Genomic DNA, 12656 nt, shown 5'->3' on the forward strand with positions numbered 1-12656 from the left:
CTGGGCGGTAGCGGTCGCCTTCTTTTGCTTACTTTTCTTGGCGAGACAAGAAAAGTGAGCGGCTGCCGGGCCGCCCCGGCGCTCCCCTCCGACCGGAGAAAGATAAGCATAGAGCCAGTCCATCTGCACGAAGCAAGATCAAACTACCCAACCAATCAACAAACAAACACCCTCATCAAGGCAACCGCCCCAATATCTCATTACGATCCAAATCCGCAGAAAAATCATCCACCTGCACACTCAAATCACCCTCACGAGCAAACTCATCCAACGCCGCCTTCTCCTGCTCGCTGATAAACCCACGCTCAAGCGCAACCGCATTCCAGCCCATCAACTCAATCAAGCTCTGCGGCATGGCCGGCAACTCCCCATCCTTGACCACCTGCTTCAAGCGCTGCTCAAGCTGCTGCACTACCGGCGTCAGCGCAAACGCCCTCTCGCCGCAAGCCAGCGGATCGTCGCCCCGCGGCAGATACGCATCCGAAACCAGCCGGTCCCGGCTCGCCCCCGGCTTCTGCATGGCCCTGGCCACCAGCGTCCCCAAGGCATCCGACGGCTTGCGGTAAATCAGCCCGATCGGGAAGATCGCCAGCCGCAAGCCGAAAGCCACCCACGGATTGGGAAAGTTATGCAGCACGTCGACGATCGCCTCCTGCGCCCGATGCAAGGCATCCTGCACCGACCATTCGACATAGGGCAAGTCGTCTTCCTGCCGCCCTTCATCCTCATAGCGCTTGAGCGTAGCCGAGACAAGATAAAGCTGCGACAGCACATCCCCCAGCCGACCCGAAATGCGCTCGCGGAACTTGAGCGACCCGCCCAGCACCGCCATGCCGGCATCGGCCAGCAAGGCGAACGCCGACGACAGGTGGACCACGGAGCGGTAATAGCGCCGGGTCTGGCGCGCCGCGTACCCGGTCGACGGCAACAGCCAGCCGCAACTGATGCCGCCGACGAAAGCGCGCGCCTTGTTGGCGGCGACGAAGGACAGGTGCGAGAACAGCAGCTTGTCGAACTCCTGCACGGCCCGTTCATGGTTGTCGTCCGCCGCCACCGCCATCTCCTTGAGCACATAGGGATGGCAACGGATCGCCCCCTGGCCGAAAATGATCAGGCAGCGCGTCAGGATGTTGGCGCCTTCGACCGTGATGGCGATGGGGATCTGCTGGTACGCGCGCGCCAGGAAGTTGCCCGGCCCCATGCAGATGCCCTTGCCGCCGATCACGTCCATGCCGTCGTTGACGATGATGCGGCCGCGTTCGGTCACGTGGTATTTGGAGATGGCCGAAATCACCGACGGCTTCTCCCCCGCATCCACTGCCGAGGCCGAGAGCCGGCGCGTGGCGTCGATCATGTACAGGTGGCCGCCCATGCGCGCCAATGCCTCCTGCACGCCCTCGAACTTGCCGATCTCGATCTTGAACTGGCGGCGCATCGCGGCATAGGCGCTGGTGCCGCGCACCGCCAGCTTGGAAAAGCCGACGCTGGAAGATGGCAGCGAAATTGCCCGGCCCGCCGCCAGGCATTCCATCAGCATGCGCCAGCCGCGGCCGACCTGGACGATGCCGCCGATCACCCATTCCATGGGAATGAACACATCGCTGCCCTGCGTCGGGCCGTTCTGGAATACCGCATTCAACGGCCAGTGGCGGCGACCGATCACCACGCCCGGATGGCGGGCGGGAATCAGCGCGCAAGTAATGCCCGGTTCGGGGTTGTCGCCCAGCAGGCCGTCCGGATCGCGCGCGCGAAAGGCCAGCCCCAGCACGGTCGCCACCGGCGCCAGCGTAATGTAGCGCTTGCTCCAGCTCACCCTGAAGCCGAGCGTCTCGCGGCCTTCGTGCATGCCTTTGCAAACGATGCCGATATCGGGAATGGCGGCGGCGTCCGAGCCCGCATACGGGCTGGTCAGCGCGAAACACGGGATTTCCTGGCCGGTCGCCAGGCGCGGCAGGTAATGGTTCTTTTGCGCCTCGGTGCCGTAATGCAGCAATAGTTCGGCCGGCCCCAGCGAATTGGGCACCATCACCGAGATCGCCGCCGCCGAACTGCGCGAGGCCAGCTTCATCACTACCTGCGAATGCATGTAGGCGGAGAACTGCTTGCCGCCGTATTGCCTGGGGATGATCATCCCGAGAAAACCCTTGTCCTTAATGAATTGCCAGGCCTCGGGCGGGATGTCCTGGTGCTTCACGGTGCTGTCCCAGTCGCTCACCATGGCGCACAGGCGCTCGACCTCATCGTCCATGAAGGCTTGCTCTTCGGCCGTCAAGCGCGGCGGCGGGATTTCGAACAGGCGGCGCCAGTCCGGCTTGCCGGAAAACAGCTCGGCATCCCACCACACCGTGCCGGCTTCGATGGCATCGCGCTCGGTGGACGACATGCCGGGCATGATCTTGCGGAAGGCATCCAATGCCGGACGACTGATCAGCGCCTGGCGCACCGAAACCATCGCCACCAGCACGGTCGGGGTGAACAGCAGGATCGCCAGCAACACCATCACCGGCAGTTCGACGCCGGCCAGGGAACCGCCCAGCCAGATCCAGACAGCCTCGGCCAGCAGCCACATCCATGCATTGGCGCGCGCCATCATCAATACCAGGCAGCCGGCCAGCAGAATGATGAGCCATAAGATCATGTCAAGCCTCCAGTTCTGTTTATTGTTCGAATATTGTTCGAAAGGCGGCAGCACGGCTGCAACACCATACCAATCGCATACCCATCGCCGATTGCACGCTGCTTTATAGTCCCACCAAATTGCCTTGCTGGAAAGATTTTCTGTTTTTACCCTGCAACATACCGCGCCGCATCGGGCCTGGGCAATCGGACACCATCGCCACCGCGCCGTCAGACAAAACCGACAAGACGGCGCGGGATCGCAACGCATCCCGCCAAGTTCAGCCGCGCGGCCGCGCCGTCCATTACAATCCCTGCATTGCATGCAAACGCGGCACAGGAACGAACAAGATAGAAAAAGGAAACATCATGAAATGGGACGGCAACCGCGAAAGCGACAACGTTGAAGACCGCCGCGGCGATGGCGGCGGCGGTGGAGGCGGCCTGCCTTTCGGCGGCCGCTCGATCGGGCTGGGCACGGTGGCGGTGGCGCTGGTGGCATCCTATTTCCTCGGCATCAACCCGCTGACGATGCTGGATATGCTCTCCGGAGGCAGCGGCCAGGCGCCGCTGCAACAACAGCAGCAGGCGCCGGCCCACAAACCGCCGCCGGAAGACCAGATGGCGCGCTTCGTCTCGACCGTGCTGGCCGATACCGAAGACACCTGGGGGCCGTTGTTCGCCGCCAGCGGCAAGCAATATGTCCGTCCCAAGCTGGTGCTGTTCTCCGGCCGTACAGCGACCGCCTGCGGCACCGGCCAGACCGCCACCGGCCCCTTCTACTGCCCGGGCGACCAGAAGGTCTACATCGACCTGTCCTTCTATGAGCTGATGAAGCAGCGCTTCAAGGTCTCGGGCAACTTCGCCCAGGCCTATGTCATCGCGCACGAGGTCGGCCACCACGTACAGCACCTGCTGGGCATTTCCGACAAGGTCGACGCCGCCCGCCGCAATGCGACGGAAAAACAGGCCAACGCCATGTCGGTGCGACTGGAACTGCAGGCCGACTGCTTCGCCGGCGTCTGGGCCTACCACGCCAACCAGGCGCGCCACATCATCGAAGACGGCGACATCGAGGAAGCCCTCAACGCCGCCTCGGCCATCGGCGACGATGCCCTGCAGCGCCAGGCGCGCGGCGAAGTCGTGCCGGACTCCTTTACCCACGGCACCTCGGCCCAACGCGTGGCATGGTTCAAGCGCGGCATCACCGAAGGCCAGGTCAGCGCCTGCAACACCTTCGCCGCGAAGCAACTTTAAAAAAACAGGCAAACACCCCATGTCCAACCACCTCAACCAGAGCCTCGACGCCATGCGCGCCGCACTGCGCCAATTGCAGGACGGCGAGATCGGCATCGCCGCCCTGTGCGCCGCCTGGCGCGCCCAGAGCGCCGTGCTGGCGGCACTGCCGCCGCGCTACGAACAAGTCGCCGAAGACCTGCTCGGCCGCCTCGAAGCCGGCAGCCTGTTTACCGAAGAAAGCTGCTCGTTCAGCCAGCACGACCTGATCGACAGCCTCAACACCTGGCTTGATAAAGCTACCCATACTCTGGCGCCGGCCTGATGCTGCGCCGCTGAAAGAATCACCATGCAAAAAATCACCTTCCCGCTGCAAGGCCATCCCCATGTGGAACTGAACCAGCTGCTGAAACTGTGCGGCCTGTGCGACAGCGGCGGCGCCGGCAAGCAACTGGTGGCCGATGGCCGCGTCAAGGTCAACGGCAAACCCGAGTCGCGCAAGACCTGCAAGATCACCGCCGGCCAGAAAGTGGCGCTGGGCGACGTCCAGATCAGCGTGATCGAAGCATGAGCATGGACGCGACATCGCAACAACAGGCCGAAGCCGTCCTCGACTTCTGGTTCGGCCCCGGTTTTGCGCAGGCCCCCGCCGCCGAAGTCGCCGCACGCCAGAAAGCGCTCTGGTGGAGCAAGAATCCCGACATCGACGCCGACTGCCGCAACCGTTTCGAACCGCTGCTCCAGGATGCCGCCGCCAACCGGCTGGCCGGCTGGGCTGACGCGCCGCGCTCGATGCTGGCGCTGCTCGTGCTGCTGGACCAGTTTCCCCGCAACATCTACCGCGATACCGCGCAGGCATTCGCCTTCGATGCACTGGCGCGCCAGCACAGCCACCTGGCGCTGGCGATGGGACTGGACCAGCAGTTGCCGGCCATCGCCCGCGTATTCGCCTATCTGCCGCTGGAACATTCGGAAGACATCGACGACCAGCAATACGCGCTGGAGCTGTTTCGCACGCTGGCCAAACAGGCCGACGCAACCGACCGGAAAACCTTCGACGGCTTCGCCGACTATGCGAAACGTCACCATCAGGTGATCGAACGCTTCGGCCGCTTCCCGCACCGGAACAAGCTGCTCGGGCGCGCCTCCAGCGCCGAGGAAAGCGCCTTCCTGCAACAGCCCGGTTCCTCGTTCTGAAATTCGACCCGGCCAATGAAGTAGTTCGATAGCGCCGCAAAAATAAGCGCCTTCCATGCGAAGGCGCTTTTTCTTTCCCTACACTCGCCGCTTGCCCTGTCCTTCCGCAATCCGGCCATGCCCAACCGCTCCTCCGGCTTCACGATGATAGAAGTGCTGGTCGCCCTGCTGGTCATCGGCACCGGCGCGCTGGCCATGCTCATGCTGCAATTGCATGCCTTGCGCAGCAGCCGCGACAACGGCCTGCAGGCCCGGGCCGCGATCATGGCCGCCGAACTGGCCGAACTGCGGGCGGCGCACCGCGCGGTTGCGGCCGACAGCGCCGATCCCTACCTGTTCGCGTTCGATGCCGCGAAAAACCCTCCGTCCACCAGCGCCGATTGCGCGTCCTCACCGTGCGACGCCGCCGGCTTCGCCCACGCCGCCATCGCCGACTGGCACGCAAGGCTGGCGCGCGATTTTCCCGCCGCCCGCGCCACGGTCTGCCGCGATAGCGGCGCCGGCACGCCACCCGACTGGCGCTGCGACGGCAACCCGGCGTCGCCGGTGATGCTCAAGCTGGGCTGGCGCCGTGCCGATTCGGCAGCCGGCAACACGCCCGACGCCGCGCCGCTGATGCAACTTTTCATCGGCCGCTGACACACCGCCATGAAGACGCCCCAACACCATCGCCAACATGGCCTGACACTGGTCGAAATGATGGCGGCATTGGCGGTCGGCCTGCTGGTCATATTGGCCGCCACGGCACTGCTGCACAATGCGCGCGCCGCGTACCAGGACATCGACGACGCCGGCCGCGTGCAGGAAACCGGGCGCATGGCGCTGGCGCACCTGGCCGACGCCGTGCGCCAGGCCAACCACCTGCCGTGGGAAACGGCACTGGCAATGGAAAAACCGCCGGCACTGGCGCCGGGCCTGCGCGGCATCGACAACAGTAGCCAGGCCAACCGGCTCGATCCCGCGCAAGGCAATTTCAGCGCCGGCGCCGGCAACGGCTTCAACCGAAGCGACATCCTGATGCTGGGCTTTTTCGGCGCGCCGGCCCATGCCGCCGGCAGCATCGCCAACTGCAGCGGCGCTAGCGTACCGAACGGCCCGCTGGAAGAACGCGCGCGCAGTTGGGCCATCTACTACATCGCGCCGGGGACCGGCAACGAGCCCGAACTGCGCTGCCGCTATCAGGGCAAGTCCGGCGCCTGGACCTCGGATGCGCTCGCGCGCGGCGTGGAAGCGATGCAGTTGCGCTATGCCGTGGACAGTGACGGCGACGGCCGCCCCGACCGCTGGCTCGACGCTTCCGCCATCGACGCCGCGCTATGGCAGCGCGTGGTGCTGGTACGCATCGCCCTGCTGGTGCGCGGCAACCAGCGGCGTCCCTCCACGCCCGGCGCGCCGGCGCGCAGCTACGATCTGTTCCTCACCGATTCCGGCGATGCCGGCTACCGGTTTGTAGAAAAGGAAGGCGACCGGCGCCTGCGCGCGGTCTTTCAAACCACGGTGTTGCTGCGCAACACCGCCTCGATTCCACCGCTTCCGACGCTTCCGCCATGAACTTCCCGCCATCGCGCCAGCGCGGCGCCACGCTGATGATTGCGCTGATCATGCTGGCCGTGATCCTGCTGCTGGGCATCGCCTCGGCATCATTGCTGATGCTGGACGAACGCGCGGCGAGCAACCACCGCGCCCATGAGCAGGCGCGGATGGCGGCGCAGGCGGCGCTGGACGATGCTTGCGAAGACATCCGGCGCGGCATACGCATCGAAGCGGCGCATGCCTTCCCCGCCAAACACGGCTGCCATACCGACCGCGAAAGACTGGGGCTATGTTTGGGCAGCGCGCAAGCCGCCGGATGGAAATCCGCGCAATTGGCCGGCGCTGAAGAGGGTTCTGCCATCTATGGCCAATTCACCGGAAACCGGCCGCCAGCCCCCGGAGATGGGCTGCAAGCGCCGCGTTACCTGATCGAACTTGTCGCCGGCCCAACCGCCACGCCACCCGCCACTGCCGCCTACCGGCTCAGCGCCATCGGTTTCGGCCGCGACGGCGCGCAGGCGCTGCTGCAAAGCATCGTCCTGCGGCGCGTCGATGCCGCGGGCGTGGCTCAGTGCATGCCGCTCGGATGGCGTGCACTGCCTGCCGCATGAAAGGAACACACGATGATGACATCCCGCACACAACACGGCTTCACCCTGATCGAGCTGACAGTGGCGCTCGCCATTGTCGGCATCCTCGCCACGCTGGGCTGGAGCGGCTACAGCCAGCACCTCCTCAAGACCCGGCGCGCCGAAGGGCGTGCCGCGGTATTGCAGGTATTGCTGCAGCAGGAACGACAATTCTCCTACCGCCACAGTTACCACGCCTTCGTCCCCGGCACGCAGGAAACGGAATTCAAATGGCACTCGGGCGAACGGCCGGAAACCAGCGCCTACAGCATCTCCGCGCAAGCCTGCGACGGCGAGGACCTGCACAGCTGCGTGCGCGTGACGGCCACGCCCGGCGGCGCGCTGGTCAACCCCGCCTACCGCGATGAGCGATGCGGCGCGCTCTACGCCGACAGCCGCGGCCGGCGCGGCGCCGACGGCAATGACTGCTGGTGAGGCCATGCGCCCGAACAACGTCATCCGCGGCTTCACCCTGGTCGAACTGATGGCGGTGCTGCTGATCGCCAGCGTGTTGCTGGCAGCGGGCGTGCCGGCGCTGCAGAATTTCATTGCCGAGCAACAGCTGATCGGCGCCGCCAATGCCTTCTTCCACGGCGCCAGCCTGACCCGTACCGAAGCCCTGCGCCACGGCCGCCGCGCCGACATGACGCCGGCCGACGGCCGCGACTGGAAAAGCGGCTGGCGCATCGAAGTCGGCAAACGCGAGGTGACGACCCACTCCGCGCTGCCGCCCGGCATCGCCGTGACCTATACCCGGGGCGGCGAAACGGTGGCTTTCCAGCCGAACGGACAACCGGGCACCAGAGGCAGCTGGCATTTCAGCGCCGCCGGCATGACGCGGGTGGTGGTCATCAACTTCCTCGGCCGCGTGCGCGTCTGCAATCCCGCCAGGGACAATAGCTGCTAGTTGCACGGCTGGCCGAGCCATGCATTCGCGCCGGCCGCGCCTGGGGCGCCAAGCCCGGACGGGAGCGGAAAGCGGCCGCAAAGCCGTGTATATTGACGGGCATCCGGCGCGCGCCCGGCCGCGCCCATCCTCACACGGCGACACCATGACCCAGACAGAAGACCCGCTCTACCAATTCGACGTCGGCAACGACCAACAAGCCATGGCGCTGGCGCTGATCCAGGCCGGTTTCGGCATGCTCAACACCACCCCCAATCCGCGCGTGGGCTGCGTGATCGTCAAGCAGCGCCGCGTCATCGGCGCCGGCTTCACCCAGCCGCCCGGCGGCAACCACGCCGAGATCCAGGCCCTGGCCGATGCCGCCGCGCGCGGCCAGGATGTGCAAGGTTCCACCGTCTACGTCACGCTGGAACCCTGCAGCCACTTCGGCCGCACCCCGCCTTGCGCCGATGCGCTGGTGCGCGCCGGCGTGGCCCGCGTGGTGGCCGCCATCGCCGACCCCAATCCGCTGGTGGCCGGCCAGGGCCTGGCCAGATTGCAGGCCGCAGGCATCGACGTCACCTGCGGGCTCCTGGAAGAAGAAGCGCAGGAAATCAACATCGGCTTCCTGGCCCGGATGCGCACCGGCAAACCTTGGGTACGCATGAAAAGCGCCGCCAGCCTGGATGGCAAGACCGCCCTGCACAATGGCCTGAGCCAGTGGATCACCAGCCAGGCCGCGCGCGACGACGGTCACGTCTGGCGCGCCCGCGCCTGCGCCATCATGGCCGGCATCGGCACCATCGCCAAGGATGACACCCAGCTCACCGTTCGCGCCATCGACACGCCGCGCCAGCCGCGCCGCATCGTGGTCGACAGCAAGCTCGCCGTCTCGCCGCAGGCGCGCGTGATCCAGGGCGGCGGCACCTGGATCTTCACCGCCGCCGACGACAAGGAAAAAACCGCCATGCTGGAAAGCCAGGGCGCCGAAGTCATCGTGCTGCCCAACGCCGAGGGCAAGGTCGACCTGCCCGCGCTGGTGCGCGAACTCGGCCGGCGCCAGATCAATGAATTGCATGTGGAAGCGGGTTCCAAGCTCAACGCTGCGCTGATCCGCGCCGGCTGCGTCGACGAACTGCTGCTCTACCTCGCGCCCAGCCTCCTGGGCGAAGGCCGCAACATGTTCGACCTGCCGCCGCTAGAAGACCTGTCCGGCAAGATCGACCTGAACTTCTACGAGGTCAAGCAGATCGGTCCGGATTTGCGTATCCTTGCACGGTTCAATTAATTTCCCGGCCCAGCCCGGCGTTCTTACAGAGGCTGCAACATGTTTACAGGTATCGTCGCCGCCATCGGCAAAATCACCTCCGTCCAACCGCTCGCCGCCGGCCCCGATGCCGGCGTGCGCCTGACCGTCGATGCCGGCGCCCTGTCGATGGACGACGTCGGCCTGGGCGACTCGATCGCCTTGAACGGCGCCTGCATGACCGTGGTGGAAAAAAGCGCCAGCGGCTTCACCGTCGACGTCTCGCGCGAAAGCCTGAACCTCACCGCCGGCCTCGATGCCCCCGGCGAAGTCAACCTGGAAAAAGCCCTGACCCTGGCCGAACGCCTGGGCGGCCATCTGGTCTCCGGCCACGTCGACGGCCTGGGCCGGGTCCACTCCTTCGAACCGGTCGGCGAATCGCGCGAACTGATCGTCGACGCGCCGAAAGCGCTGGGCAAATACCTGGCCTACAAGGGTTCGATCGTGGTCAATGGCGTCTCGCTGACGGTCAACCGCGTCGAAGACCTGACCGATGCCTGCCGCTTCTCGATCAACCTGATCCCGCACACGGTGGAAGTGACCACCTTGAAACACCTGAAGGCGGGCAGCAAGGTGAATCTGGAGATTGACCTGATTGCGCGCTATGTCGAGCGCATGCTCAGCGCCAAATAAACAGGTTGTACCGGGCAGCAAACGACGGTCGGGATCTCCCGGCCGTTTTTCTTTCCCCGTGTATATCGATATGCGAAATCATTCCTTCGCTGCCGCTGCCTCGCGCGCTACGGTCTTCATGCAATACCTTCCCTCACAGACCGACAAGCGAGACACACCATGGCAGACACCCCCAACTGGAAATTCGAAACCCTCTCCGTCCACGCCGGCTATACGCCCGACCCGACTACCCGCGCGGTGGCGGTGCCGATCTACCAGACCGTAGCATTCGCTTTCGACGACACCCAGCATGGCGCCGACCTGTTCGACCTGAAGGTGCAAGGCAATATCTACTCGCGCATCATGAACCCGACCCAGGACGTGCTGGAGAAGCGCCTGGCGGCATTGGAAGGCGGCATCGCGGCGCTGGCCGTAGCCTCGGGCCAGGCTGCCGTCACCTATGCGATCCAGACCATCGCCGAAGCCGGCGACAATATCGTTTCGGCCTCCACGCTGTATGGCGGCACCTACAACCTGCTGGCCCACACGCTGCCGCAATTCGGGATCGAGACCCGCTTCGCCGATCCGCGCCAGCCGGCCTCGTTCGAACCGCTCATCGATGCGCGCACCAAGGCCGTCTTTATCGAATCGATCGGCAACCCGCTGGGCAACATCACCGATATCGCCGCCGTGGCCGAGATCGCGCACCGCCACGGCGTGCCGCTGATCGTCGACAACACGGTCGCCACACCCTACCTGCTGCGCCCCTTCGAGCACGGCGCCGACATCGTGGTGCATTCGCTGACCAAATACCTGGGCGGCCACGGCACCACGCTGGGCGGCGCCATCGTGGACTCCGGCAAGTTCCCGTGGGCCAGGCACAAGGAACGCTTCAAGCGCCTCAACGAACCGGACGTGAGCTACCACGGCGTGGTCTATACCGAAGCCTTGGGTGAAGCGGCCTATATCGGCCGCGCGCGCGTGGTGCCGCTGCGCAATACCGGCGCCGCCCTGTCGCCCTTCAACAGCTTCCAGATCCTGCAGGGCATCGAAACGCTGGCGCTGCGCCTGGAGCGGATCACCGCCAATACGCTGGCCGTGGCGCAATACCTCAAGCGCCACCCCAAGGTGCGCTGGGTCAACTACGCCGGACTGGAAGACCATCCCGACCATGCGCTGGCGCGCAAGTACTTCAACGGCAAGGCGTCCGGCGTGCTCACCTTCGGCGTGGCCAATGGCCGCGAAGGCGGCGCACGCTTCCAGGATGCGCTGAAATTGTTCACCCGTCTGGTCAACATCGGCGATGCCAAGTCGCTGGCCACCCACCCGGCCTCCACCACGCACCGGCAACTGTCGCCGGCAGAACTGGAAAAAGCCGGCGTCACCGAAGATACGGTACGGCTGTCGGTCGGCATCGAACACATCGACGACCTGCTGGCCGACCTCAAACAGGCGCTGGAATCGGCCTGAAACAAGACGGCCGGCGCTGCGCCAAAGGCGCATGCCGGCCGCATCCCTTCAGCCAAGGCAGTCAGGCCGCCTTTTTCTTCCCAATCCGCTGCGCCACCAGCTCCCGCGTACGGGGGATCAGCTCGCGCCCGTAATCGATCGCGTCTTCCAGCGGGTCAAAGCCGCGGATGAGGAAATTGGCCACGCCCAGGTCGTAGTAATCCAGCAGCGCTTCGGCCACCTGTTCCGGCGTGCCGACCAGCGCGGTGGAGTTGTAGCGGGCGCCGGTTTCCTTGGCGATCGCGGTCCAGAGGCGCTTATCCACGCGGGCGCCCTTGTCGGCCGCGGCCAACAGGCGGCGCGCGCCTTCGCTTTGTTGCGGGCCGGTATAGGCCGGGTGCAGCTTGGCGTTTCCGGCGCGCAGGCGGCGGGTTTCTGCGAGGATGCTTTCGGCGCGCGCCCAGGCCTTTTCCTCTGTATCGGCCAGGATCGGGCGGAACGACACCGAGAAGGCGATCTCGCGTCCGTGGCGCGCCGCCTCGGCGCGCACGCGGCCGGTCAGGTCGCGCACCTGGTCGAGCGATTCGCCCCACAGCGCGTAGATGTCGGCATGCCGGCCGGCCACGGGAATGGCCGCATCCGAGGCGCCGCCGAAGAAGATCGGGATGTGCGGCTTTTGCACCGGCTTGACTTCCGAGAATGCCTGCTCGAAACGGTAATGCGCGCCCTGATGGTCGAACGGCTTCTCTTCAGTCCATACCCGGCGCAGGATCTCCAGGTACTCGTCGGTGCGCGCATAGCGCTGGTCGTGGTCGAGGTAGTCGCCGTCGCGCCGCTGCTCGGCATCCGAACCGCCGGAGATGATGTGCACGCCCAGCCGCCCGCCGCTGAACTGGTCGAGCGTGGCAAGCTGGCGCGCGGCCAGCGTGGGCGCGACGAAGCCGGGGCGATGCGCCAGCATCAGCTTGATGCGGCTGGTGGCGGCGGCCGCCTGGGCGATGGTCAGGATGGCGTCCGGCCCGGTCGAATGGTAGGGCACCAGCACGCGGTCGAAACCGGCGTCCTCATGCGCCCTGGCAAAGCGCAGCAGGTAGTCGTGATCGATCGCGGGGCCGGTCGAGGGATGGATTTCCGAGTTCTTGTGGCTGGTGATCATGCCGATGAAATCGACGCTCATGATGTGCCTTTCGGT

The 12656-nt window shown here is 65.6% G+C and carries 14 protein-coding genes; 12 read left to right on the forward strand and 2 right to left on the reverse strand.

Annotated elements, in window-relative coordinates; all coding sequences use genetic code 11:
* Window positions 1-175: 175 nt before the first annotated feature.
* Complete coding sequence (locus AC07N6_RS23115; RefSeq protein WP_494783519.1) at window positions 176-2638, reverse strand: acyl-CoA dehydrogenase; 2463 nt, start codon at window positions 2636-2638, stop codon at window positions 176-178.
* Between the two features lie 347 nt (window positions 2639-2985).
* Here AC07N6_RS23115 and ypfJ point away from each other — a divergent pair, with 347 nt between their 5' ends.
* The 12 genes from ypfJ to AC07N6_RS23175 all read left to right on the forward strand — a co-directional run bounded on the left by ypfJ (window position 2986) and on the right by AC07N6_RS23175 (window position 11485).
* On the forward strand, window positions 2986-3873 hold the full coding sequence (ypfJ, locus tag AC07N6_RS23120; protein WP_494783520.1) for a KPN_02809 family neutral zinc metallopeptidase: 888 nt from the start codon (window positions 2986-2988) through the stop codon (window positions 3871-3873).
* A gap of 19 nt (window positions 3874-3892) precedes the next feature.
* On the forward strand, window positions 3893-4177 hold the full coding sequence (locus AC07N6_RS23125) for a hypothetical protein (RefSeq protein ID WP_494783521.1): 285 nt from the start codon (window positions 3893-3895) through the stop codon (window positions 4175-4177).
* 24 nt (window positions 4178-4201) lie between these two features.
* Entirely contained in the window at window positions 4202-4423 is a 222-nt protein-coding gene (locus AC07N6_RS23130) for an RNA-binding S4 domain-containing protein (RefSeq protein ID WP_494783522.1), read from the forward strand.
* A gap of 2 nt (window positions 4424-4425) precedes the next feature.
* Window positions 4426-5049 (forward strand): DUF924 family protein, encoded by a 624-nt coding sequence (locus tag AC07N6_RS23135; protein WP_494783523.1) that lies wholly within the window; start codon window positions 4426-4428, stop codon window positions 5047-5049.
* Between the two features lie 117 nt (window positions 5050-5166).
* Complete coding sequence (pilV, locus tag AC07N6_RS23140) at window positions 5167-5688, forward strand: type IV pilus modification protein PilV (RefSeq protein WP_494783524.1); 522 nt, start codon at window positions 5167-5169, stop codon at window positions 5686-5688.
* A gap of 9 nt (window positions 5689-5697) precedes the next feature.
* Entirely contained in the window at window positions 5698-6600 is a 903-nt protein-coding gene (locus tag AC07N6_RS23145) for a PilW family protein (RefSeq protein ID WP_494783525.1), read from the forward strand.
* On the forward strand, window positions 6597-7193 hold the full coding sequence (locus AC07N6_RS23150) for a pilus assembly PilX family protein (RefSeq protein WP_494783526.1): 597 nt from the start codon (window positions 6597-6599) through the stop codon (window positions 7191-7193). The genes AC07N6_RS23145 and AC07N6_RS23150 overlap by 4 nt, the downstream gene beginning before the upstream one ends.
* A 12-nt stretch (window positions 7194-7205) precedes the next feature.
* Window positions 7206-7646 carry a type IV pilin protein gene (locus tag AC07N6_RS23155; protein WP_494783527.1) on the forward strand — a complete coding sequence of 147 codons (441 nt, stop codon included), beginning with the start codon at window positions 7206-7208 and terminating at the stop codon, window positions 7644-7646.
* 4 nt (window positions 7647-7650) lie between these two features.
* Window positions 7651-8118 carry a GspH/FimT family pseudopilin gene (locus tag AC07N6_RS23160; RefSeq protein WP_494783528.1) on the forward strand — a complete coding sequence of 156 codons (468 nt, stop codon included), beginning with the start codon at window positions 7651-7653 and terminating at the stop codon, window positions 8116-8118.
* 145 nt (window positions 8119-8263) lie between these two features.
* Entirely contained in the window at window positions 8264-9385 is a 1122-nt protein-coding gene (ribD, locus tag AC07N6_RS23165; protein WP_494783529.1) for a bifunctional diaminohydroxyphosphoribosylaminopyrimidine deaminase/5-amino-6-(5-phosphoribosylamino)uracil reductase RibD, read from the forward strand.
* 39 nt (window positions 9386-9424) lie between these two features.
* On the forward strand, window positions 9425-10036 hold the full coding sequence (locus tag AC07N6_RS23170) for a riboflavin synthase (protein WP_494783530.1): 612 nt from the start codon (window positions 9425-9427) through the stop codon (window positions 10034-10036).
* Between the two features lie 159 nt (window positions 10037-10195).
* The gene (locus AC07N6_RS23175; RefSeq protein WP_494783531.1) at window positions 10196-11485 is read left to right on the forward strand and encodes an O-acetylhomoserine aminocarboxypropyltransferase/cysteine synthase family protein; all 1290 of its coding nucleotides are present in this window, start codon (window positions 10196-10198) and stop codon (window positions 11483-11485) included.
* A 61-nt stretch (window positions 11486-11546) separates the two neighbouring features.
* On the opposite strand, the gene AC07N6_RS23180 is transcribed toward AC07N6_RS23175, so the two are convergent.
* Window positions 11547-12641 carry an LLM class flavin-dependent oxidoreductase gene (locus tag AC07N6_RS23180; RefSeq protein WP_494783532.1) on the reverse strand — a complete coding sequence of 365 codons (1095 nt, stop codon included), beginning with the start codon at window positions 12639-12641 and terminating at the stop codon, window positions 11547-11549.
* Window positions 12642-12656 lie beyond the last annotated feature (15 nt).

This window comes from Herbaspirillum sp. GW821-FHT09A12 (assembly GCF_059418325.1).

What these genes read in the sequence shown, in the direction of transcription:
- ypfJ (WP_494783520.1), top strand. Translation starts at nt 2,986, where the DNA reads ATGAAATGGGACGGCAACCGCGAAAGCGACAACGTTGAAGACCGCCGC.
- AC07N6_RS23115 (WP_494783519.1), bottom strand. Translation starts at nt 2,638, where the DNA reads ATGATCTTATGGCTCATCATTCTGCTGGCCGGCTGCCTGGTATTGATG.
- AC07N6_RS23150 (WP_494783526.1), top strand. Translation starts at nt 6,597, where the DNA reads ATGAACTTCCCGCCATCGCGCCAGCGCGGCGCCACGCTGATGATTGCG.
- AC07N6_RS23145 (WP_494783525.1), top strand. Translation starts at nt 5,698, where the DNA reads ATGAAGACGCCCCAACACCATCGCCAACATGGCCTGACACTGGTCGAA.
- ribD (WP_494783529.1), top strand. Translation starts at nt 8,264, where the DNA reads ATGACCCAGACAGAAGACCCGCTCTACCAATTCGACGTCGGCAACGAC.
- AC07N6_RS23175 (WP_494783531.1), top strand. Translation starts at nt 10,196, where the DNA reads ATGGCAGACACCCCCAACTGGAAATTCGAAACCCTCTCCGTCCACGCC.
- AC07N6_RS23180 (WP_494783532.1), bottom strand. Translation starts at nt 12,641, where the DNA reads ATGAGCGTCGATTTCATCGGCATGATCACCAGCCACAAGAACTCGGAA.
- pilV (WP_494783524.1), top strand. Translation starts at nt 5,167, where the DNA reads ATGCCCAACCGCTCCTCCGGCTTCACGATGATAGAAGTGCTGGTCGCC.
- AC07N6_RS23170 (WP_494783530.1), top strand. Translation starts at nt 9,425, where the DNA reads ATGTTTACAGGTATCGTCGCCGCCATCGGCAAAATCACCTCCGTCCAA.
- AC07N6_RS23130 (WP_494783522.1), top strand. Translation starts at nt 4,202, where the DNA reads ATGCAAAAAATCACCTTCCCGCTGCAAGGCCATCCCCATGTGGAACTG.
- AC07N6_RS23160 (WP_494783528.1), top strand. Translation starts at nt 7,651, where the DNA reads ATGCGCCCGAACAACGTCATCCGCGGCTTCACCCTGGTCGAACTGATG.
- AC07N6_RS23125 (WP_494783521.1), top strand. Translation starts at nt 3,893, where the DNA reads ATGTCCAACCACCTCAACCAGAGCCTCGACGCCATGCGCGCCGCACTG.
- AC07N6_RS23135 (WP_494783523.1), top strand. Translation starts at nt 4,426, where the DNA reads ATGGACGCGACATCGCAACAACAGGCCGAAGCCGTCCTCGACTTCTGG.
- AC07N6_RS23155 (WP_494783527.1), top strand. Translation starts at nt 7,206, where the DNA reads ATGATGACATCCCGCACACAACACGGCTTCACCCTGATCGAGCTGACA.